Source organism: Geodermatophilus tzadiensis (assembly GCF_003002915.1).
GTDB classification, from domain to species: Bacteria; Actinomycetota; Actinomycetes; order Mycobacteriales; family Geodermatophilaceae; genus Geodermatophilus; species Geodermatophilus tzadiensis.
This window is the reverse complement of the sequence record NZ_PVTG01000017.1, coordinates 16,228-38,080: the sequence shown is the minus strand read 5'-3', so window position 1 is coordinate 38,080 and position 21,853 is coordinate 16,228. Positions and strand designations below refer to the sequence as shown.

The window sequence follows — 21,853 nt, the reverse complement described above, 5'->3', positions numbered from 1 at the left end:
GGCTCTACGGTCAGGTCCCGTGGACGCCGCCTGGGACCCCGCGCTGTACCTGCGCCACGCCGGGGAGCGCGCCCGGCCCTTCGCCGACCTGCTCGCCCGGGTGGACGCCGACGCGCCGCGGGTCGTCGTCGACCTCGGCTGCGGCGAGGGCGCGCTGACCGCCTCGCTGGCCGCGCGGTGGCCCGAGGCGCGGGTCACCGGCGTGGACTCCTCACCGGAGATGCTCGCCGCGGCGGCCGCGCACGCCGTCCCGGGCCGGGTGGGGTTCGAGCGCGGCGACGTGCGGGACTGGCGGCCGGCCGGACCGGTCGACGTCCTGGTGAGCAACGCCGTCCTGCACTGGGTGCCGGGGCACGCCGCGCTGCTCTCCCGGTGGGCCGGGCTGCTGGCGCCGGGTGGGTGGCTGGCGGTGCAGGTGCCGGGCAACTCCACCGCCCCGACGCACCGGCTGCTGGCCGACCTGTGCACCTCGCCGGCCTGGGCGGGGCGGCTGGCTCCCGCCGCTCCCCCGCCGGACGCGGTGCTCGAGCCGGCGGGCTACCTCGACGTGCTGGCGGGCGCGGGCCTGGTCCCCGACGTGTGGGAGACGACGTACCTGCACGTGCTGCGGGGACCCGACCCGGTGCTGAGCTGGGTGCGCAGCACGGTCCTGCGGCCGGTGCTGGCGCTGCTCGACGACGACGGGGCCGCCGCGCTCACCGCGGAGTACGCCGCGGCGCTGCGGACGGCCTACCCGGCGCGGCCGGACGGGACGACGGTGCTGCCGTTCCGCCGGGTGTTCGCCGTCGGCCGGGCGCCGCTCAGCGCGGGGTGAGCCGGTAGGCGTCGGTGCGGTACGGCAGTTCGAGGACGTCGCGGCCGCGGGTGCCGGGGTGGCCGGCCAGCAGGTCGCGGATGCCGCCGAGGAACGCCTCGCGGGCCGCCGGGGTCATCGTGGCGACGTAGCTGCGGGTGCCGATGCCGCCGACGACCTGCTCGGGCGTCACCCGCTGCACGGTGGCCGACTCGTGGGTCGCCACGTCGGCCGGCAGCGCCCGGGCGAACTCCGCGACCACGCCCTGGTCGGCCTCGTGCCCGCGGGCCTCGGCGGCCAGCGCGGCGCCGAGGGCGGCGACCCACGGCACCCGTTCGTCGCGGACGTTCCAGACGAACCCGACCACCCCGCCGGGCCGCAGCACCCGCCGCAGCTCGGGCGCGGCCGCGTCCGGGTCGAACCAGTGCGCGGCCTGCCCCGCGACGACGGCGTCGACGCTTCCGTCGGGCAGCGGCACCTCCTCGGCGCCGCCGCGGTGCGCCGGGACGCCGGGGTGGCGGGCGCGCAGCTGGTCGAGCATCTCCGCCGACGGGTCGACCGCGACCACGTCGTGCCCGGCTGCGACCAGGACGTCGGTGAGCAGGCCGGTGCCGGCGCCGAGGTCGAGGACCCGCAGCGGCCGCGGACCCAGCAGGAACGCGACGGCGTCGGCCGGGTATCCCGGGCGCAGCGCGGCGTAGTCGGCCGCGACCGACCCGAACGACGTCCGCCGCTGCTGCCAGGCGGCGGGGTCGATCGAGCCGGTCACGGCCGCGGTCAGCTCGCGGGGACGGCGGGAGAGGCTGCCTTCCCGGCGGTCTTCTTCGCGGTCTTCTTCGCGGTCGTCTTCTTGGCGGCGGTGGTCTTCTTCGCCGCCGTCGTCCTCGCCGCGGCCTTGGGCGCCGCCTTCTTCTTCTTGGTCGCGGCGGGCCGGCTGCGGCGGTCGGCGAGCAGCTCGGCGGCGCGGTCGAGGGAGATCGTGTCGACCTCGTCGCCCTTGCGCAGACTCGCGTTGGTCTCGCCGTCGGTCACGTAGGGGCCGAACCGGCCCTCGCGGACGGTGATCTGGCCCTGCGTCACCGGGTCGGGCCCCAGCTCCTTGAGCGGCGCGGCGGCGGCCCGCCGACCCCGCTGCTTGGGCTGGGCGAACAGCGCCAACGCCTCGTCGAGGGTGACCGTGAACAGCCGCTGCTCGTTCTCCAGCGACCGCGAGTCGGTGCCCTTCTTGAGGTAGGGCCCGTAGCGACCGTTGAGCGCCTGGATCTCCTCGCCGTCGGGCGCAGTGCCCACGCTGCGCGGGAGGGTCAGCAGCTGCAGCGCCTGCTCGAGGGTCACCGTCTCCGGCGACATCGACGAGAACAGGCTGGCCGTGCGCGGGGCCTCCTTGCTCCCCTCGGGCACCACCGTGGTCACGTAGGGGCCGTAGCGGCCGGCCTTGACGACGACCGGGGAGCCGCTGTCGGGGTCGGTGCCCAGCTCGCGGTCGCCCGAGGGCGCGGCGAGCAGCTCGGCGACCTTCTCGCTGGTCAGCTCGTCGGGGGCGAGGTCCTCGGGGATGCTGATCCGCGGCCCGTCCTCGCCACCGGCCTGCAGGTAGGGCCCGTAGCGCCCGACGCGGACCACGACCGGCTCGCCGTTCGGCCCGGTGGCGCGCAGCGGGATGGAGTTGACGCCACGGGCGTCGATCTCCTCCAGCTGCTGACCGATGACGGTCTTGAGGCCGCCGGAGGCCGCGATGCCGCCGGCGTGCCGGCCCTCACCGCCGAAGTAGAACTCCGTCAGCCAGTCGACCCGGCCCAGCGACCCGCTGGCGATCTCGTCGAGCTCGTTCTCCAGCGACGCGGTGAAGTCGTAGTCGACGAGCGCGGCGAAGTGCTGCTCGAGCAGGTTGACCACGGCGAAGGCGACGAAGGAGGGCACCAGCGCCGACCCCTTCTTCCACACGTACCCGCGGTCCTGGATGGTCTGCATGATCGACGCGTAGGTCGACGGGCGGCCGATGCCGAGTTCCTCGAGCCGGGCGACCAGGCTCGGCTCGGTGTAGCGGGACGGCGGGCTCGTGGTGTGCCCCTTGGGCTCGAGCTGCTGGGTGTCGAGCTGCTGGCCGCGCTCGAGGCGGGGCAGCCGCCGCTCGGCGTCGTCGCTGCCGTGCTCGTCGTCGCCGCCGCCGGAGCCCTCGTCGCGGGACTCAACGTAGGCGCGCAGGAAGCCGGGGAAGGTGATGGTGCGCCCCGACGCGGTGAACTCGACCCGCTCGTCGGTGGTGCTGCGGCCGGCCAGCCGGATGCTCACGGTCTGCCCGACGGCGTCGGCCATCTGCGAGGCGACGGTGCGCTGCCAGATCAGCTCGTAGAGCCGGAACTCGTCGCGCGCCAGCTGCCCGGCGAGCTGGCCCGGCGTCCGGAAGGAGTCACCGGCCGGCCGGATCGCCTCGTGCGCCTCCTGCGCGCCCTTGGCCTTCTTGCTGTAGCGGCGGGCCTCCGCTGGGACGTAGGCGTCGCCGTAGAGCTCGCGGGCCTGGGTGCGGGCGGCGTTGATGGCCTCGGTCGAGAGGTTGGTCGAGTCGGTCCGCATGTAGGTGATGTGGCCGTTCTCGTACAGCCGCTGCGCCACCCGCATGACCTGCGCCGACGACCAGCCGAGCTTGCGGCCGGCCTCCATCTGCAGGGTCGAGGTGGTGAACGGCGCGTAGGGACGGCGGCGGTAGGGCTTCTCGTCGACCCGGCTGACGGTGACCTGCCGGCCCTCGAGCCGGGCGGCCAGCCCGCGGGCGCCGGCCTCGTCGAGGTGCACGACGTCGCCGGTGACCTGGCCGGTGGCCGGGTCGAAGTCGCGGCCGGTGGCCACGCGGCTGTCGTCGACGCTGACCAGGCGGGCGCGCAGCGTCGTCGGCTCACCCGCGTCGGCCCCGGTGCGGCCGGGGACGGCGAAGACGCCGTCGAGCGACCAGTAGTCGGCCGCGGTGAACGCCATCCGCTCGCGCTCCCGCTCGACCACGATGCGGGTGGCCACCGACTGCACGCGCCCGGCCGAGAGCTTGGGAAGGACCTTCTTCCACAGGACCGGGCTGACCTCGTAGCCGTAGAGCCGGTCGAGGATGCGGCGGGTCTCCTGCGCGTCGACGAGCGCGGTGTCGAGCTCGCGCGGGTTGGCCACGGCGCGGGCGATGGCCTCGGGGGTGATCTCGTGGAAGACCATCCGGCGCACCGGCACCCGCGGCTTGAGCGTGTCGACCAGGTGCCAGGCGATGGCCTCGCCCTCGCGGTCCTCGTCGGTGGCGAGGTAGACCTCGCTGGCGTCCTTGACCAGCTGCTTGAGCCGGGTGACCTGCTGCTTGCGGTCGGGGCTGACCACGTACAGCGGCTCGAAGGCGTTGTCGACGTCCACCCCGAGCCGCGCCCAGGAGGCGCCCTTGTGCTCGACGGGCACGTCGGCAGCGTTGCGGGGCAGGTCGCGGATGTGCCCGACGCTGGCCTCCACGACGTAGCCGTTGCCGAGGTAGCCGGCGATCTTCCCGGCCTTGGTCGGCGACTCCACGATGACCAGCGGCCGGCCGCCCCCGGTGGCGGCGGGCCGGCGTCGGGCGGGCGTGCTGGTACCGCCGGCGGTGCGGCCGGCGCTCTCGCCGTTCTTCGCGGTCTTCGTGGGCACGGTGCTCCTGTCGGTGGTGCTGTCTCGCGGCGGCGCGGTGCGCGGTGGTCGGCTCCGGTGCGCCCCTCGGCGGGCCACGGTAGGCCACGTCGACGGAACGACACCGTCTGACGACCGCGCGTGGGCGCGCCGTCACCCGCACCAACGGCGGAGCGCGCCTCCTGTTCCCGGCCCTCCCGTGGGGCCCTCGGCGCGGACGGGGAGCCGGTCAGCCGGGCTCCCGGGCGCCGCGCACCACCTCCCCCATCGCGGCGAGCGTCGGGTGGTGGGGGCTGTAGTACTCGCCGTGCAGCGTGTGCCAGTCGGTCGGCAGCGCGGTGGAGCCGAACGACTCCTCCCAGGTGCTGTACCCGAACCAGCCGAGGTAGGAGACGGGGTCGAACGGGGACGAGGCGTCGTAGACCTCGGGCACCTCCAGCCCGCTCACGTCGTACTCCTCGATCCCCGGGCTGCCGAGGAGCACGAGGGCGTCGGCGGCCAGCCGGCCCGGCTGGTCGCCGGCCTCGTCGGCCACCACGGTGCCGTAGCTGTGCGCCAGCACGGTCACCCTCGGGTCCGCCGGGCGGACCGGGTCGGCCGCACGGGCCGCGGCGAGGCCGGCGAGGTCCCCGGCCAGCGCCGCGCCACCCTCGGCCGCCCGGCCCCGGTCCACGGCGCGGACGGTGCCCAGGCCGGACGGCGGCCGGTAGCCGAACCAGGCGACGGTCGCGACGGTGGCGACGGACGCCGCCGGTGCGGCGTCGATCGCCGCGGCGGAGACCGCCTGGGCACTGTCACCGAGGTCGTCGAGGTCGGTGCCGACGTCGTTCGTGATCCCCGGGACGAGGAGGGCCACGCTGTCGGCCGTGTCGAGGTCGCCGTAGGCGACGGCCACCTGCTCCCGCCACGGGTCGAACGCCCAGAGCTGCACGGGCCGGCCGGCTGCCTCCTCGACGGCGATCTCCGCGGCGGCGGCCCGGGCCGCCGCGTACCCGGTGCCGTCCGGGTCCTCCAGGGTGCGCTCCAGGACCAGCCGGTTGGCCTGGTCGCGGGCCCAGGCCGGCAGCCCGTCGAGGCCACCCACCAGATAGGGCTCGGTCCGCACCACGAACTGCCGGGCCGGCTCGGACAGGCCCGCCCACCACCCGGCCACCGCCTCCGGGGACGTCCCGGCCACCGGCAGGCAGGACGGCTGCCACACGCCACCGAGGGCGACGGCCGCGGACAGCCCGGTGGAGTCGGCCGGCAGCCCGGCAGCGCCGGGACCGCCGACCGCGGCCAGCGGCTCACCCGTGCCCGCCGCGTGCGCCGCCGCCACCGCCGCCGCGTGCAGGGCGTCCGCCGCCAGCCCCGCGACCCGCTCGGCGGCGGCCGCCTGCTCGGCCATCCCGGCGTGGTGGTCGGCCAGCGCCCCCAGCGAGGCGCCGTCGGGGAGTGCGGCGGGCGCGGGGGTCACGACACCGCCGGTCTCGTCGACCGTCACGCCCAGCGCCGCGGCCTCGGCCAGCGCCTGGGCGGCCAGCTCCTGCGCCGTCCGGGCCTGCCGCGCGGTGTCCCACAGCCGGTCGAGGGAGGAGCCGAGCGCGCCGGTGACCGCCGTGACGGCCGCCGAGACCTCGCCCAGGGCCCGGGCGGCCTGCTGCGCGGCAGGCCCGGACCAGCACTCCGCGTCGGCGAGGGCGCGGGCGGCGGTCTCCACCCGCGCCCGCCACGGGGGCAGCCGCTCACCGACCGCCTCGAGGGTGAAGACGGCGCCGTCGAGCAGGGCGGTGTCCCAGTCGGCGACGGCGGTCAGGCCCGGCGCGCTCACGCCGTCGCCTCGGCGGCGGACAGGACCCGCTGGGCGAGCAGCCGGTCGGACACCGCCGCGTCGAGCAGGCGGTAGGCGTGCACCGCGGCCAGCAGCGTCTGCCCGGCCGCGGCCGCCCCGCCGACCACCGCGTCGACCAGGCTCACCCACGCCTGCCCGGTGGCGCCGGCGTGCTCGGCCACCTCGCCGGGGGTCGCCGTCGCCAGCGACACGGCGGTGGACCGGCAGAGGTCGGCGTCCCCGGACAGCTCGGCGGCGAGGGCGGTCAGCTCCTCACCGAGCGCCTGGACGGCGTCGAGTTGGACGGCGATCTCCACGGACAAGGGACCCTCCCGGCGTCGGCGCCGGCCCGGGGTGGACCGGCGCCGCGGACGCTAGGAGCGGCAGGCGGCAGCGGTCCTCCCGCCGTCCACACCCCCGGTGCCCGTCCACAGACCCCGCCGCGGGCCCCGCCCGGGAGGGACACCGGGCGGAGGCTCGCGGCGTGGGATCAGGGAACGCTCGTGGTCAGCGACCCCGTGGTCTCGTCGGTGGTCCCGCCGACGACGACCGAGCGGCGCTTGGAGACCACCACGGCACCGACGACGACGAGCGTCGCGGCCCCGGCGATGAGCAGGCGCACCGTGGTGTTGGCGTCCTCGCCGACGGAGAGCCCGACCACCGCGGGCGCGATGAGCAGCGCCACCAGGTTCATCACCTTGATCAGCGGGTTGATCGCCGGGCCGGCGGTGTCCTTGAACGGGTCGCCGACGGTGTCGCCGATGACGGTTGCCGCGTGCGCCTCACTGCCCTTCCCGCCGAAGGCGCCGTCCTCGACCATCTTCTTGGCGTTGTCCCAGGCCCCCCCGGAGTTGGCGAGGAAGACCGCCATCAGCGTCCCGGCCGCGATGGCGCCGACCAGGTAGGCGGCGAGCGGCCCGAAGCCGAGGCCGAAGCCGACCGCCACGGGGGCGAGCACGGCGAGCAGACCCGGCGTCGCCAGCTCCCGGAGCGAGTCCTTGGTGCAGATGTCGACGACCGCGGAGTAGTCCGGCCGCTCCGAGAAGTCCATGATCCCCGGGCGGGTGCGGAACTGCTCGCGGACCTCGAAGACCACCCGTCCCGCCGCGCGGGACACGGCGTTGATGGCCAGGCCGGAGAAGAGGAAGACGACGGCCGCGCCGATCACCGCGCCGACGACGTTGTCCGGCTCGACGAGGCTGAACGCCTCGCCGAGGTCGGCGCCCTCGAGCGCGACGAGCACCTGCTGGTTGTAGGAGCCGAACAGCGCGGTGGCGGCGAGGACGGCGGTGGCGATCGCGATGCCCTTGGTGATCGCCTTGGTGGTGTTGCCGACCGCGTCGAGGTCGGTGAGCACCCGTGCGCCGTCGTCGTCGATGTCCCCGGACATCTCCGCGATGCCCTGGGCGTTGTCGCTGACCGGGCCGAAGGTGTCCATCGAGACGATGACGCCCGCGGTGGTCAGCAGGCCGCAGCCGGCCAGGGCGACGGCGTACAGCGCGGCGCCTCCGCCGATGAGGAAGGCGCCGTAGACGGCGCCGCCGATGAGCAGGGCGGCGTAGACGGCCGACTCCAGGCCCAGCGAGATGCCCGAGAGGACGACGGTGGCCGGTCCGGTGAGCGAGCTGCGGCCCACGTCGCGGACCGGCTTGCGGCTGGTCTCGGTGAAGTAACCGGTGAGCAGCTGGATGGCCGCGGCCAGGACGATGCCGATGAGGACCGCGACGAAGCCGAGGACCTGCGGGTCGACCACCGAGTCGGGGACGTCGGCGACGCTGGGCAGCACGGTGAAGGCCGCGGCGGCGACGAGCACGAGGGAGACGACCGCGGAGGTGAAGAAGCCGCGGTTGATGGGCGCCAGGCCGCTGGAGTCGTTCTTGCCCGGGTTGCTGGCGAGGATGCCGACGACCGAGGCGAGCACGCCGATGGCGGCGACGACCAGCGGGAACACCATGCCGACCGCGCCGAAGAAGACCTGCCCGAGGATGAGGGCGGCGACCAGGGTGACCGCGTAGGACTCGAAGAGGTCCGCGGCCATGCCGGCGCAGTCGCCGACGTTGTCGCCCACGTTGTCGGCGATGGTCGCGGCGTTGCGCGGGTCGTCCTCGGGGATGCCGGCCTCGACCTTGCCCACCAGGTCCGCGCCGACGTCGGCGGCCTTGGTGAAGATGCCGCCGCCGACGCGCATGAACATGGCCAGCAGCGCACCGCCGAACCCGAAGCCCTCGAGCACGACCGGCGCGGTCTCGTCGAACAGGAGCAGCGCCAGCGCGGCGCCGAACAGGCCGAGGCCGACGGTGATCATCCCGCAGACACCGCCGGTGCGGTACGCGATGCGGAAGGCCGGCCGGTACCCCCCGGTCCGGGCCGCGGCGGCCACGCGGACGTTGCCGCGGGTGGCCAGCGTCATCCCGATGAACCCGACCGCCGCGGAGAACAGGGCGCCGACGAGGAAGAACACCGCGCGGCCGATCCGTGTGCCCCAGCCGCCCTCGGCCACGGGGAGGACGAGGAGCAGCAGGAAGACGATGACCGCGAAGACCCCGAGGGTGCGGAACTGGCGGCGCAGGTAGGCCCCCGCTCCCTCCTGCACGGCCCGCGCGATCTCGCGCATCCGTGTGGTGCCCTGGTCGGCGGCCACCACGGCTCTGACCAGGGACCCGGCGAAGAGCAGTGCGGCGAGCGAGATGACGAGGGCCGCCGTCACGAGGACGACGTCCCCGCCGGAGAGATGACTGTCCGGCATATGGACCTCCCAGCGGTCGGCTGCCACCGGGCGGCCACGCGACCCCGGTCGGCGGAGAGCACGCCCGCGGACAGGGGTCCTGCCCGCGGACGTCGCGCCAATGTAACGGGAATCACACTCTGCGGAACCCCCCTCGCGGCGAGGTCCTGCCGCGCAGCGGGGTCGGGGGCGTACAGCGGGTTGCCCCCGGGTGTGAGAGTGGTGGGGTGACCACGCTCCACCCGGTCCGGCCGGCTGCTCCCCCACCCGGCCCGGAGGGTGCACCAGGGGGCGACGCACCCCGGGGTCCGGCAGCGGGCACCCCGGCGGTCCACACGGCGGCGGCCGCGCACGGGTCCGAGAGCGTCCCGCCCGCGACCGCCCCGCCCGGTGGTGAGCTGCTCGAGGACCTCCTCGTCGGGACGCCCGACGAGGAGCACCCGGTCACCCACGTGCACCGCCTGGCCGTGCGGGAGAGCCGCACACTGCCCTGGCCGGCCTGGGTGGAACCGGCGCTGCGCCGGCGGCTGGAGGACTCGGGGGTCCGCGAGCCGTGGCGGCACCAGGTGGAGGCCGCCGAGCTGGCGCACGGCGGCACGTCGGTGGTCGTCGCCACGGGCACGGCCTCGGGCAAGTCGCTGGCCTACCAGCTGCCCGCGCTGACCCGGCTCGCGGAGGACCCGCGCGCCTGCGTGCTCTACCTCGCGCCGACCAAGGCGCTGGCCCGCGACCAGCTCGCCTCGGTCGCGGCGCTCGCCGACCCCTCGGTGCGCCCGGCGGCCTACGACGGCGACACCCCGGCCGAGGAGCGCGACTGGGTGCGCCGGCACTCGCGGTGGATCGTCACCAACCCCGACATGCTGCACCGGGGCGTGCTGCCGACCCACCAGCGCTGGTCCTCGACGCTGCGCCGCCTGGCCTACGTCGTCGTCGACGAGTGCCACGCGTACCGCGGCGTCTTCGGCTCGCACGTCGGGCACGTGCTGCGCCGGCTGCGCCGCATCTGCCGCCGCTACGGCGCCGACCCGGTGTTCGTGCTGGCCTCGGCGACGGTGGCCGAGCCGGCCGCGGCCGCCACCCGCCTCGTCGGGGCGCCGGTCGTCGCCGTCACCGACGACGGCTCCCCCCGGCCGGGTGCGACCTTCGCCCTGTGGGAACCGCCGCTGACCGAGCGCACCGGCGAGCACGGTGCCCCGCTGCGCCGGTCGGCGGCCGCCGACGCGGCCGGGCTGCTGGCCGACCTCGTCGAGCGCGGGGCGCGCACGCTGGCCTTCGTCCGCTCCCGGCGCAGCGCCGAGTCGGTGGCCGAGCAGGCACGGCGGCTGCTCGCCGAGCGGGGCCGCGACGACCTGGTCCGCCGGGTCGACTCCTACCGCGGTGGCTACCTGCCCGAGGAGCGGCGGGAGCTCGAGCGGGCGCTGTCGGCCGGGGACCTGCTCGGCGTGGCGACGACCAACGCCCTGGAGCTCGGCATCGACATCGCCGGGCTGGACGCGGTCGTGCTGGCCGGCTACCCGGGCACGCTGGCGTCGCTGTGGCAGCAGGCGGGCCGGGCCGGGCGCGCCCAGCGGGAGTCGCTGGTCGTCTTCGTCGCCCGGGACGACCCGCTGGACCACTACCTGGCCCACCACCCGCGCGCGGTCTTCGGCCGGCCGGTCGAGGCCACGGTCACCGACCCGGCCAACCCCTACGTCCTCGGTCCGCAGCTGTGCTGCGCGGCCGCGGAGCTGCCGCTCACGCCCGACGACCTGCCCGCCTTCGGCGGGCCCGTGGCCGAGGCGCAGCTCGAGGCGCTGGTCGCCGCCGGTGAGCTGCGGCGCCGGCCCGCGGGCTGGTACTGGGCCGGCCGCGGCCGTGCCGACGTGGACATCCGCGGCAGCGGCGGCGAGCCGGTGGCGATCATCGAGGGCGAGACCGGCCGCCTGCTGGGCACCGTGGACGGCGGCGCCTCGCACGCGACCGTGCACGCCGGCGCGCTCTACGTGCACCGCGGCGAGACGTACGTCGTCGACGAGCTCGACCTCGAGGACGCCTGCGCCGTGGTGCACGCCGAGGCGCCGGAGTGGACGACGGTCGCCCGCGACGTCACCGACCTCGGGATCGTCGCCACCGACCGCACCCGCCGGCTGGGCACGGTCACCGCGCACACCGGCGTCGTCGACGTGACCAACCAGGTCGTCGCCTACCAGCGGCGGCGGGCGGGGACCGGTGAGGTGCTCGCCGAGTTCCCGCTGGACCTCCCGCCGCGGCAGCTGCGCACCCGCGCCGTCTGGCTCACCCTCGACGCCGACGCGGTCGCCCGCGCCGACGTCGACGACCTCGCGCTGCCCGGCTCGCTGCACGCCGCCGAGCACGCCGCGATCGGCATCCTGCCGCTGCTGGCGACCTGCGACCGCTGGGACCTCGGCGGCCTGTCGACGGCCCTGCACCCCGACACCGGCACCGCGACGGTGTTCGTCTACGACGGCCACCCCGGCGGCGCGGGCTTCGCCGAGCGGGGGTTCGCGGCGCTGCGCCGCTGGCTGACGGCGACCCGCGCCACCGTGGCCAGCTGTGAGTGCGAGGCCGGGTGCCCCTCCTGCGTCCAGTCGCCCAAGTGCGGCAACGGCAACGACCCGCTGGACAAGGCCGGTGCCGTCCGCGTCCTGGACGTGGTCCTCGACGAGCTGGCCGCCGCGGAGGAGACGGCGGCCGGGGAGGACGCGGACGACGAGGACCAGGACGACGAGGACGCCGCCCGGGTCACGCCGACCGGCCCGGTCCGCGGCCTGCTGCGCCGGCCGAGCACGGGGCGCGCGCCCGTGCCGGCCGACCCGACCCCCGAGGCGGCCGACCCGGGCGGGGGGCACGTCGAGGACGACCTCGTCTTCTGAGGCCGCGCCCTCGGGACGCTGCGCCCGGCTGACAGACTGGCCGCCGACCGCGCCCGGCCGGCGGCGGGGCCTGAACCGGGAGGTGGCGTGTCCGAGCAGGAGGACCGGCCGGACGTCGCCGTCGTCACGGGCGCGGCCAGCGGCCTGGGCGCGGCGACGGCCGACGCCCTGGGCACCGCGGGCTGGCGGGTGGCCGGCTTCGACCTGCGGCCCGCCCCGGCCACCGCCCTCGGTGTCGAGGTCGACGTGACCGACGCCGCCGCCCTGGCCGCGGCCGTCGACCGGGTGGAGCGCGAGCTCGGGCCCGTCGGTGCCCTGGTCACCGCGGCCGGGGTGTACGAGATCCTGCCGGTCGAGGAGATCGACGACGCCCGCTGGCACCGGATGATGGCGGTCAACCTGTCCGGCACCGCCCTCACCTGTGCCGCCGTCGTCCCCCGGATGGTCGCCCGCGGCCGGGGCGCCGTCGTCACCGTGTCGTCCGACCTCGGGGTGGGCGGCAGCCAGGGCGACGCCCACTACGCCGCGAGCAAGGGAGCCATCGTCGGGCTGACCCGGGCGCTGGCCACCGAGCTCGCCGGCACCGGCGTCACCGTCAACACCGTCGCGCCCGGGGCCGCGGACACCGCCATGCTCGAGGACGCCTCGCCGTGGCGGTCCCCGGAGTTCCTGGCGACGCTGCCGGTGCAGCGACTGGTCCGCCCGGAGGAGATCGCCGCCGCGGCGCTGTTCCTCATCGGGGCCGGGACGGCGGTCTCCGGGCAGGTCCTCTCCCCGAACGCCGGGGCGACCATCTGATGGCCGACCGGAGCGCCCTCCTCCGCTGCGACGACGCCGCCGTCGCCGAGGCCGTGCACGGCCGGCTGACCGCGGACGGCCTGCGGGTCACCGCCGTGCCGGCCGCGACCGACCCGTTCGCCGCGGTCGCGGAGGCCGCCGGCGCGGCGGGCACGCTGCACGTCCTGGTCTGCGCGGTCGGGCAGCCGCCCCCGGCGCCCTTCCCCGGGAACGACCCGCAGCGCTGGTACGCCGACGTGATGGCCTGCCTGGACCCCGCGTTCCGGCTCGTCCGCGCGGCCGCGCCCGCCCTGCGGCGGTCCGGGGCCGGGCGGCTGGTGTTCCTGGGCAGCGGGTGGACGGTGGCCGACCGGCCGGGGTCGACGGCCGCCGCCGCGGCGCAGGGTGCGCTCGTCGCGCTGACCAAGACCCTCGCCCGGGACCTCGGCCCGGACGCCGTCGCGGTCAACCAGGTGGTCACCGACCCGGAGGACCCGCCGGCCCCCGCGGTGGTCGCGGCCGCCGTGTCCTACCTGTGCGGCGAGGCGGCCGGGTCGGTCGTCGGACAGCTCGTCACGCTCGGCCGCGGCGGTCAGCTGCGCCCCTGAGCGCCCTCAGGCCGACAGGCGGAAGGCCACGGCGCGGACGGGGGCGCCGTCGGCGCCGGCCAGCCGCAGGGGCAGCACGCTGACCACCGGGTCGACCGCGGGGACCCGGCCCAGGTCACGCAGGTTCTCGACGATGACGCCCCCGGCGCCGAGCACGGCGAGGTGGGCGGCGAAACCGTCCGCGGGCTCCCCGCCGAGGACGGTCTCGTCGAGGCTGAGCGCGTCGAGCCCCACGGTGCGCACGCCGGCGTCGACCACCCGGGCGGCGGCCTCGCCGGTCAGGTAGGGGTGGTCGAAGTAGGCGTCGGTGCCCCAGTGCTCGTCCCACCCGGTGCGCAGCAGCAGGATCCGCCCGGGCGCCAGCCGGTCGACCCAGGGCGCCAGGTCGGCCCACTCGATCCGGCCGTGCGGCGGCTTGCCGCGGACGTCGGCGACGACGGCGGGCCCGAGGCAGTGCTCCAGCGGGATCTCGTCGATGCGCGGACCGTCCTCCAGGAAGTGGTAGGGCGCGTCGACGTGCGTGCCGGTCTGCGAGCCCATCCGCACGTGCAGGACGTTGTAGCCGTCGGCCGCCACGGTGGTGGCCGGGCTGAACCGGGCGACCGGGTCCCCGGGGTAGACCGGGGTGTCGTCGTCGAGCGGGTGGGAGAGGTCCACGACGTCGCGGACGGGACGGGTCACCGGGCCTCCTCGGGGACGGCGGTCAGGGGGCGGGGGTGAGGACCCACAGCACCTCGCAGGCGGCCGACGACACGTTGAGCCAGGTGTGCGGCGTCGCCCCCGGCATGGTGAAGGCGTCCCCCTCGTCCAGGTCGACCACCTCGCCGGGCAGCAGCAGCCGCAGCCGGCCGCGGAGCACGTGGACGAACTCCACGTCGCAGGCCAGGGAGTAGAGCTCCTCGCCGCCACCCCCACCGGGTTCGACGACCGACCGGATGACGTGTAGCGCCCGCTGCATCCCCGCCGTGAGCAGCACCTCGCGGACGCCGGCGCCCCCGAAGTGGATCGGCGGGGCCTCGGCCGCGCGGACCAGCGAGGTCGCGGGCGGCTCGAACAGCTGCCCGACGCCGATGCCGAGCACGCCGCACACCGCCACGAGGGAGGCGACCGAGGGCGAGACCTCGTCACGCTCGAGCCGGCTGAGGAAGCCCTTGGTGAGCCCGGCCTGCGCGGCGACGGCGGCGAGGGTCAGGCCCGCCGCCTGACGCGCGGCCCGCAGGCGGGCGCCGACCAGCGCGTCGGCCGGGTCACCGGGCCGGGTGAGCCGCCGCACCTCCCCCGCCACACCGTCCCCCTCGCCGTCTGCCGCACCTCGACGACCTGAGTCAACTCTTGGTAAACGACCGTTGTCCAGAGGGCAACTCGCCTCTACATTCTGCGCACCGCGGTGGTGCGTCCACCGCCTCGACGGGGAGTGCACATGAGTGGAGCGGAGATCGCCGGGCCGGCGGCCGGACAGCGGCGTCCGCGGGCGACCGAGGTCGAGCAGCACGGGATCGACACGATCCCCGACGCGGAGCGGACGTCGAGGCCCTTCGACCTGTTCCGCATCCAGTTCGGCGGCGCCAACACCTTCGCCACCGTCATCCTCGGCACCTTCCCGGTGCTGCTGGGCCTCGACCTGGTGGAGGCGGTGGCGGCGACGGTCGTGGGCGTGGTGGTCGGCGCGCTGATCCTCATGCCGATGGGCCTGTTCGGCCCGCGCACCGGCACGAACAACGCCGTGTCGTCGGGCGCGCACTTCGGCGTCCGCGGGCGGGTCCTGGGCTCGTTCCTGTCGCTGCTGACCGCGATCTCCTTCTACTCGATCTCGGTCTGGGTCAGCGGGGACGCGCTGGTCGGCGCCTCGACCCGGCTGTTCGGGACCGGCGACTCCGACCTGCTCCGCGGGGTCATCTACGCCGTCCTCGGCGCGCTGGTCATCGTCGTGGTGGTCTTCGGCTACCAGCTGATGCTGCTGGTCAACAAGGTCGTGGTGCTGGCCAACACGGTGCTGATGCTGCTCGGCCTGGTCGCCTACGCCACGCTGTTCGACCCCGGCTACGACCCCGGCCCCGACGCCTACGCGCTGGGCGGCTTCTGGCCGACCTTCGTGCTCTCCGCGCTGATCGTCATGGGCAACCCGGTCAGCTTCGGCGCCTTCCTCGGCGACTGGTCGCGCTACATCCCCGCCGACACGCGGCCCTCGCGGCTGATGGGGGCGACCTTCATCGGCCAGCTGGCCACCCTGGTGCCGTTCCTCTTCGGCGTCGGGACGGCGACCCTCGTGGCCGGGGAGGCCGACTACGTCTTCGCGCTGATCCAGGTCTCGCCGCTGTGGTACGCCGTCCTGCTCATGGTGGTGGCCTTCCTCGGCGGCATGTCGACCGGCGTCACCTCGCTGTACGGGACGGGGCTGGACTTCTCCTCGGTCTTCCCCCGGCTCAACCGCGTCCAGGCGTCGCTGGTCATCGGGACGCTGGCGTTCGTCTTCATCCTGGTCGGCCGGCTGGTGTTCGACCTGCTCGCCAGCGTGAACGCCTTCATCGGCGCGATCGTCATCTGCACGACGCCGTGGATGGTGATCATGATGATCGGCTACTGGGTGCGCCGCGGCCACTACTCGCCGGTCGACGTGCAGGTCTTCAACCAGGGCCGGCTGGGTGGGCGTTACTGGTTCACCGAGGGCGTCAACTGGCGCGGGATGGCCGCCTGGATCCCCGCGGCCGTCGTGGGCCTGCTGTTCGCCAACTACCCGCCGCTGATCGAGGGCCCGTTCCGCAACGCCGCCGGCGGCGTGGACGTCAGCCTGCCCATGTCGCTGGGGCTGGCCGCGGTCGTCTACCTGGCGCTGCTGTTCGCCTTCCCCGAGCCCCGGTACGTCTTCGGCCCGGCCGGCCCGCGGCTGGTCCCGGCGCGGGAGTCCGTGGCCCCTCCGGTGACCGACGACCCCCGCGCCTCCGTCCACCGCGCGGGCCGGCGCACCCCGCTGCAGCCCACGGCGGAGCCGGCCGAGCGCTGACCGTCCCGCGGCCCGGTGGCGCCCGGTCACGGCGTCACCGGGCCGGCGCGGGCGAGGGCCCGGGCCGTGCGGGTGCCCAGCGGCCCCAGCGGGACGGTCACCGCGACGTCGACCTCGACGACGGCGCCGTCCCCGACGGTGCAGGCGGTGAGCGCGGCGCCGTTGGCCCGGGCGACCTCGCCGGCCGTGTCGCACGCGGCGGGGTCGCCGGCCACCGCCCGGGAGGCGGCGGCGAGGGCGGCCAGATCGGCGGCCGATCCCGCCCGGTGCCGGGCGACGACGGCGGCGCCGACCAGCACCGCGGCCAGCCCGATCGCGGCGAGGACGCCGGCGAGGGCGACGGTCCAGACGGTGGCCGAGCCCCGCTCCCGGTCGGCGGTCACGCGGCCACTCCCGGTTCGAGCCGGGCGACCGCGGTCGCGCCGACCTCGACGCCGAGGCGCACCGGCCCCACCGGGACCACCTCGGCGCTGACCGTCACCCGGACCTCGGCGCCGGCGACCGCCACCGTGGTCACCGCCCCGTCGGGCGCCACCCGGGCGGTCACCGCCCGGACGACGGCCGGGTCCTCCCCGCGGGCGGCGGCCCGGGCTCCCTCCCGGGCGGCGTCGACGCAGCGCAGCTGCACGCCGACGACCACCACCGCGGCCACGACGGCAGCCAGCACCAGCAGCAGCACGGGCAGCACGACGGCGGTCTCGGCGGTGACCATGCCGGCCTCCCGCCGCCCGGCGACGCGGGCCCCGGTGCGCGACCGGCGCACGGTCAGGACAGGACGGTCAGCGCGGACTCGACCAGGTCGCCGAGCGCGGTGACGATCGAGCCGCCGGTCACCACCTGGTACAGCACCGCGGCGAACGCGCACGCCGCGACGGTGCCGACGGCGTACTCGGCGGTGCTCATCCCGGCCTCCGGTTCCGTGCGGAGGCGTCGCCAGCGGGCGGCGAGCTCCCGCCGGGGAGCGGGCGCGTGCGCGGCCGGGGCGAGGACGTCGCCGTCCGGTCCGGGGGTGCTGGGGTGCTCGACGGTCACGGGGTCCTCCTCGGGTCCGCCCCGCCGGTGCGGGGCACGACCCGACCCTGCGGGCACCCTCCGGCCCGTTCCAGGGCCGCGGCGGACCTGTGGGCGGAGACCGTCCCTGTGGACGGTTCAGCGGCGCAGCGCCTGGCTCTCCCGGTAGGACCGGTCGCGGACGTCGCGGAAGAGCGCCACCGGCTGGAGGTCGTCCGCGCCGAGGGTCGGCCGGAACCGCAGCTGCTCGGCCTCGGTGGCGGGGAGTTGCGCCTCGAGGGTCAGCCGCGCCCAGCGCGTCCAGTCGCCGGTGAGCGGTGCCGCGAGCAGCTCCCAGCCCGTGCCGGTGCGGTCGCTGCGCGCGCCGAGCAGGACCAGGCGCCCCGTCCCGGTGCGGTAGGGCAGCACGGAGGAGAACGTCCGGCCCAGCGGGTGCGGGAGGAACACGTGCCGCAGGCCGGGCGGCCCGCCCGCGGTGTTCACCAGCACGTCCAGCGGCCCGCCGTCCCGTCCCAGGCCGGGGAAGCGGACGGCGAGCCCGATGACGTCGGGCAGCGGCCGGGGCAGCCCGGCGCCGCGCGAGACCCGGACGACCACGTCGTACGTGCCCGCCTCGTCGAGGACGCGGGCGCCCCAGGCGCCGTCCCCGTCGGCCACCACGGTCGCCGCAGCGGCCCGTCCGCGGGGGTGGAAGACGCGCGACCCGCGCACCGCCGTGCCCAGGGCCAGCGTGGTGGAGGTGAGGGCACGGGGGATCGCGAGCAGGTCCATGCCCTCCGGCTACCCGGTGGCCCTCCCCGGCGCACCCCGGAGGAGCGGGACGGTGCTCACCCGAACACCTGCCCGGCGATGCCGATGACCAGCGGCGCGACCCCGAGACAGACGAAGGCGGGCAGGAAGCACAGGCCGAGCGGGGCGAGCACCCACACCCCGGCCCGCCGCACGCCGGCCTCGGTGCGGCTGCGGGCCGCGGCGCGCGCCTCGGCGGCGAGCACGCGCAGCGCGGGCACCGCCGCGGCACCGGACTCCCCCGCCCGCACCAGGACCCGGCCCAGCCCGGCGAGCCGGCCGGGGGCGGCGCCCCACGCGACCCGTGGCGCGGCGCCCAGCCGCAGCCGGCCCGCGACGGCGGCCAGCGCGTCCCCCAGCGGCCCGGGCAGGACCGGTGCCACCGCGGCGAGGGCCCCGGCGACCGGGAGCCCGGCCCCGAGGCAGACGGCCAGCAGGTCGCAGGCCACCGGCAGCTCCCCGACCAGCTCCGCCTCCCCGTCGTCCTCGCGCGGGCCCCGCTGCAGCAGCCGGTCGGCGAGCACGGCGACGGCCGCACCCGCCACGGCGCCCGCGGCACCGCCGAGCAGGAGCGCGGCCGCCAGCCCGGCTGCGGCCGGCAGGAGGACGCGGCGCACGCCGGCCGGCGGCGGTCCGGGCGGTCCGGCGGCGCGCGGCCGGACCGGTGGCCCGCTCAGCGATCGCACGCGGGCCGCCAGCCGCGCGGTCGACGAGGGCCAGGCGAGGAGGGCGCCGGCGAGCAGCAGCGCGGCCAGCGCCGCGGGACCGCTCACCGCAGCGCGCGGCGGACCAGCCGCGCCGACCAGGTGAGCCCGGCCGCCTCCAGGGCCACGCCGAGGACGAGCAGCACCTGCCCCGCGGCGGTGGTGGTCAGCACCGCCCAGGGGTCGGCGCCGATGCCGCTGCCCATGGCCAGCCCCAGCAGCGGCAGCCCGGCCAGCAGCGCGGCGCTCGCCCGCGGGCCGGCGGTCGCCGAGCGCAGCTCCAGCCGCTGCCGCCGCCGGGCGCGCAGGTCGTCCTCCACGGCGCCGACGACGGCCGCCAGCGAGCAGCCGGTGTGCGCGCTGAGCCGCACCGCCGCGGCCACCCGGGTCAGCGCCCGGTCCAGCTCGGCACCGGGCCCCTCCGCGGCGGCGTCGGGTGCCCGCAGCGCCCGGGCGAGCGCCGCGCCGCTGGCGTCGTCGGCGCAGACGGCGACCGCCGACGTGGTGGCCGCCTCCAGCGGCCGGCCGCTGCGCAGCTCGGCGGCGAGGGCGGCCAGCGCGTCGGCGAGGGCGTCGAGCCGTTCCTCGTCCCGGCGGCCCGCCCGCTGCCGCAGGACCGCCCGGACCGCGGCGGCGGCCGCCGCGCCCGCGAGCGCGGCGACCAGCGGAGTGCTCAGCAGGACTCCCCCGGCCGCCGCCGCGACCGCGGCCAGGGCGGGCCAGGCCGACGGCGGCACCGCGGCCCGTGCCGGCGGCCGTGGCCCGCGGGTGAGCCGCCGGAGGCGCCGCCGCCGCAGCGTGGTGCCGCCGGGCCACAGCAGCGCAGCGGCCGCGCCCAGCAGCAGCACGGCGGTCACGGGACCGTCCCGCCGTCGAGAAGGGCGGCCAGCCGGCGCTGGCCGGGGCACGGGCCGCCGTTGGCGCGCCAGCCGGGCTCCACGGCCACCAGGTCACCGTCGCGGCGCACCACGCCGACCTCCTCCACCCGGCGGCCGGTCGGGCCGCGGCGCAGGTGGACCACGACGGCGAGCGCTGCCGCGGCCTGGCTGTGCACCGCCCCCCGGTCCAGCCCGGCGGCCACGCCGAGCGCCTCGAGCCGGGCCGGCACCTCACCCGGCCGGTTGGCGTGCAGCGTGCCGCAGCCACCGTCGTGGCCGGTGTTGAGCGCGGCGAGCAGGTCGGTGACCTCCGCGCCGCGGACCTCGCCGACCACGAGCCGGTCGGGGCGCATCCGCAGCGCCTGACGCACCAGGTCGCGCAGCGAGACCTGCCCGGCGCCCTCGACGTTGGGCGGGCGGGTGAGCAGCCGGACGACGTGGGGGTGGGCCGGGGTGAGCTCGGCGGCGTCCTCGCAGAGCACGATGCGCTCACCCACGGGCACCTCGCCGAGCAGCGCGGACAGCAGCGTCGTCTTGCCCGAGCCCGTGCCGCCGGTGACGAGGAAGGCCAACCGGGCGCGCAGCACCGCCCGCAGCAGCTCGGCCGACCCGCCAGGCAGCGTGCCGCGGTCGGTGAGGTCGGCGAGGTCGAGGGAGCAGCGGCGCAGCACCCGCAGGGAGAGGCACGTGCCCGTAGCGGAGACCGGCGGGAGGACGGCGTGCAGTCGGGTGCCGTCGGGCAGCCCGGCGTCCACCCAAGGCGCGGCGTCGTCGAGGCGGCGCCCGGCACCGGCCGCCAGGCGCACGGCCAGCCGGCGGACGGCGTCCTCGTCGGGGAAGCGCAGCGCCGCGCGCTCGAGGCCCGAGCCGCGGTCGACCCACACCTCGTCGGGACCGTTGACCAGCACGTCGGTGACGCCGGGCTCCCGGAGCAGCGGCTCGAGCGGCCCGGCGCCCGCCAGTTCGTGGACCGCGTCGCGCACCGCGTCGAGGACGTCGGCGTCCCCGAGCAGGCCGGCCTCCTCGCGGACCAGCGCGGCGACGGCGGCCCGGCTGGGCGGCCCGGGCTCGAGCGCCAGCCGGGCGCGGACCCTCTCCACCAGGGGCAGCGCGCTCACGCCGCCCGCTCCCGGCCGTCGCGCTCCCCGAGCAGCCGGCGGGTGAGTCCGCCGAGCGGGCTGCGCGGGCCGACCGACGGCGGCTCCCCGCGTTCGCCGCGGGTGAGGCAACCGCGGTCGTGGGCCAGCTCGCCGGCCACCGGCCGCCCCGTCACCGCGGCCACGTCCCGCGCCGAGAGGCCGCCGGGCACCGGGCGCACGACCAGGCGGGCGGCCGACCACGGCACCGGCCCGCCGGGCGGTCCGCAGACGAGCAGCCGGGCGGCCGAGGCGGCCCGCAGCCGCGCGGGGACCACGAGCACGGCCAGGTCGGCCTCGGCCAGCGCCGCCTCGGCCAGGGCCGTCCCGCCGGACCCGGGGCGCGGCAGGTCGACCACCACCGGTCGGCCGCACGACCGTGCGGCGTCGACGACCGCGGTCAGCGCCTCGGGCGGCAGCGGCTCCGGGTCCTCGCGCGAGGCGGCCAGCACGTGCACCCCGCCGACCTCGGGCAGCGCGGCGAGCAGGGCGTCGCCGGCCACCCGCCCGCGGATGCCGGTCAGCCCGGGCCAGCGCAGCCCCTCGGCGTCCTCGGCACCCAGGAGCAGGTCGAGGCCTCCGCCCCACACGTCGGCGTCGACCAGCAGCGCTCCCCCGGCCTCCTCGGCGGCGGTGGCGGCGAACGCGGCGGCCAGCGTGCTGGCCCCCGCGCCCCCGCAGCTGCCGCCGACGACGACGAGCCGCCCCCGCTCGACCGGCGAGCGGACCGCGCCGGCGGCCCTCGCCACCAGCCACGCCTCGTCGGCGGGCAGCACCGCGACCCGCTCGGCGCCCAGCTCGACCGCGGCCGCCCACGCCGCCGGGGGCAGCGGCTCGGCCGCGACGACGACCACGCCGGGGCGCCGGGGCAGCGACCGCACCGCCGCCCCGGCGAGCGCGTCGGCGCCGAGCAGCACGAGGGCGGCGTCCCGGTGGGCGCGGCGCAGCGCGGGCCCGTCGGTGGCCACCTGCGGCTCGGTGCCGGCCGCGGCGAGCACGCGGAGGACGTCGTCGAGCAGCTCCTCGTCGGTGCTGACCACCAGGGGGCGGGCCGGCGCGGTCGGGGAGGCGGTCGGGGAGCGGCGAGGGGGCACGCGCCCGAGCCCAGCGCAGCGCGG

20 protein-coding genes are annotated in these 21,853 nt (G+C 77.3%); 5 read left to right on the top strand and 15 right to left on the bottom strand.

What is annotated here, in order from left to right; all coding sequences use genetic code 11:
• Positions 1-19 precede the first annotated feature (19 nt).
• Positions 20-814: a trans-aconitate 2-methyltransferase gene (locus LY71_RS18970; protein WP_106280616.1), complete on the top strand. Its 795-nt coding sequence runs from the start codon at positions 20-22 to the stop codon at positions 812-814.
• On the opposite strand, the gene LY71_RS18965 is transcribed toward LY71_RS18970, so the two are convergent.
• The 5 genes from LY71_RS18965 to LY71_RS18945 all read right to left on the bottom strand — a co-directional run bounded on the left by LY71_RS18965 (position 801) and on the right by LY71_RS18945 (position 8,979).
• Positions 801-1,562 carry a class I SAM-dependent methyltransferase gene (locus tag LY71_RS18965; protein WP_245888089.1) on the bottom strand — a complete coding sequence of 254 codons (762 nt, stop codon included), beginning with the start codon at positions 1,560-1,562 and terminating at the stop codon, positions 801-803. The two genes, LY71_RS18970 and LY71_RS18965, sit on opposite strands and share 14 nt — an antisense overlap.
• 8 nt (positions 1,563-1,570) lie before the next feature.
• On the bottom strand, positions 1,571-4,444 hold the full coding sequence (gene topA, locus LY71_RS18960; protein ID WP_106280614.1) for a type I DNA topoisomerase: 2,874 nt from the start codon (positions 4,442-4,444) through the stop codon (positions 1,571-1,573).
• Positions 4,445-4,652: 208 nt separating this feature from the next.
• Entirely contained in the window at positions 4,653-6,233 is a 1,581-nt protein-coding gene (locus LY71_RS18955; RefSeq protein ID WP_106280612.1) for an alpha/beta hydrolase, read from the bottom strand.
• Positions 6,230-6,550 carry a hypothetical protein gene (locus LY71_RS18950; RefSeq protein ID WP_106280609.1) on the bottom strand — a complete coding sequence of 107 codons (321 nt, stop codon included), beginning with the start codon at positions 6,548-6,550 and terminating at the stop codon, positions 6,230-6,232. The genes LY71_RS18955 and LY71_RS18950 overlap by 4 nt, the downstream gene beginning before the upstream one ends.
• Positions 6,551-6,723: 173 nt before the next feature.
• Positions 6,724-8,979 carry a sodium-translocating pyrophosphatase gene (locus LY71_RS18945; protein ID WP_106280607.1) on the bottom strand — a complete coding sequence of 752 codons (2,256 nt, stop codon included), beginning with the start codon at positions 8,977-8,979 and terminating at the stop codon, positions 6,724-6,726.
• A 206-nt stretch (positions 8,980-9,185) separates the two neighbouring features.
• On the opposite strand from LY71_RS18945, the gene LY71_RS18940 reads away from it, so the two are divergent.
• From LY71_RS18940 to LY71_RS18930, 3 genes are all read left to right on the top strand, one after another.
• On the top strand, positions 9,186-11,831 hold the full coding sequence (locus LY71_RS18940) for a DEAD/DEAH box helicase (protein WP_106280605.1): 2,646 nt from the start codon (positions 9,186-9,188) through the stop codon (positions 11,829-11,831).
• Positions 11,832-11,918: 87 nt separating this feature from the next.
• A complete protein-coding gene (locus tag LY71_RS18935) occupies positions 11,919-12,629 on the top strand; it encodes an SDR family NAD(P)-dependent oxidoreductase (RefSeq protein WP_106280603.1) in 711 nt (236 codons plus the stop codon).
• A complete protein-coding gene (locus LY71_RS18930; protein WP_106280601.1) occupies positions 12,629-13,216 on the top strand; it encodes an SDR family oxidoreductase in 588 nt (195 codons plus the stop codon). The genes LY71_RS18935 and LY71_RS18930 overlap by 1 nt, the downstream gene beginning before the upstream one ends.
• A 6-nt stretch (positions 13,217-13,222) precedes the next feature.
• Here LY71_RS18930 and LY71_RS18925 read toward each other — a convergent pair whose 3' ends face one another.
• Positions 13,223-13,897 (bottom strand): cyclase family protein, encoded by a 675-nt coding sequence (locus LY71_RS18925; RefSeq protein WP_106280599.1) that lies wholly within the window; start codon positions 13,895-13,897, stop codon positions 13,223-13,225.
• Between the two features lie 22 nt (positions 13,898-13,919).
• Positions 13,920-14,501 (bottom strand): helix-turn-helix domain-containing protein, encoded by a 582-nt coding sequence (locus tag LY71_RS18920; protein ID WP_106280597.1) that lies wholly within the window; start codon positions 14,499-14,501, stop codon positions 13,920-13,922.
• Positions 14,502-14,636: 135 nt separating this feature from the next.
• Here LY71_RS18920 and LY71_RS18915 point away from each other — a divergent pair, with 135 nt between their 5' ends.
• The gene (locus tag LY71_RS18915; protein WP_106280595.1) at positions 14,637-16,217 is read left to right on the top strand and encodes a purine-cytosine permease family protein; all 1,581 of its coding nucleotides are present in this window, start codon (positions 14,637-14,639) and stop codon (positions 16,215-16,217) included.
• 26 nt (positions 16,218-16,243) lie between these two features.
• Here LY71_RS18915 and LY71_RS18910 read toward each other — a convergent pair whose 3' ends face one another.
• From LY71_RS18910 to ssd, 8 genes are all read right to left on the bottom strand, one after another.
• Complete coding sequence (locus LY71_RS18910) at positions 16,244-16,600, bottom strand: Rv3654c family TadE-like protein (protein WP_106280593.1); 357 nt, start codon at positions 16,598-16,600, stop codon at positions 16,244-16,246.
• Positions 16,597-16,929, bottom strand: coding sequence for a TadE family type IV pilus minor pilin (locus LY71_RS18905; RefSeq protein WP_106280762.1), 333 nt, complete (start codon positions 16,927-16,929; stop codon positions 16,597-16,599). The genes LY71_RS18910 and LY71_RS18905 overlap by 4 nt, the downstream gene beginning before the upstream one ends.
• Positions 16,930-16,982: 53 nt before the next feature.
• Positions 16,983-17,249, bottom strand: coding sequence for a DUF4244 domain-containing protein (locus tag LY71_RS24250; RefSeq protein ID WP_245888087.1), 267 nt, complete (start codon positions 17,247-17,249; stop codon positions 16,983-16,985).
• 117 nt (positions 17,250-17,366) lie between these two features.
• Complete coding sequence (locus tag LY71_RS18895) at positions 17,367-17,999, bottom strand: hypothetical protein (RefSeq protein ID WP_106280591.1); 633 nt, start codon at positions 17,997-17,999, stop codon at positions 17,367-17,369.
• A 56-nt stretch (positions 18,000-18,055) separates the two neighbouring features.
• Positions 18,056-18,790, bottom strand: coding sequence for a type II secretion system F family protein (locus tag LY71_RS18890; protein WP_245888085.1), 735 nt, complete (start codon positions 18,788-18,790; stop codon positions 18,056-18,058).
• Positions 18,787-19,578: a type II secretion system F family protein gene (locus LY71_RS18885; protein WP_106280588.1), complete on the bottom strand. Its 792-nt coding sequence runs from the start codon at positions 19,576-19,578 to the stop codon at positions 18,787-18,789. The genes LY71_RS18890 and LY71_RS18885 overlap by 4 nt, the downstream gene beginning before the upstream one ends.
• Positions 19,575-20,717 (bottom strand): TadA family conjugal transfer-associated ATPase, encoded by a 1,143-nt coding sequence (locus LY71_RS18880; protein WP_106280586.1) that lies wholly within the window; start codon positions 20,715-20,717, stop codon positions 19,575-19,577. The genes LY71_RS18885 and LY71_RS18880 overlap by 4 nt, the downstream gene beginning before the upstream one ends.
• Positions 20,714-21,829 carry a septum site-determining protein Ssd gene (gene ssd, locus LY71_RS18875; RefSeq protein ID WP_106280584.1) on the bottom strand — a complete coding sequence of 372 codons (1,116 nt, stop codon included), beginning with the start codon at positions 21,827-21,829 and terminating at the stop codon, positions 20,714-20,716. The genes LY71_RS18880 and ssd overlap by 4 nt, the downstream gene beginning before the upstream one ends.
• Between the last annotated feature and the right edge of the window lie 24 nt (positions 21,830-21,853).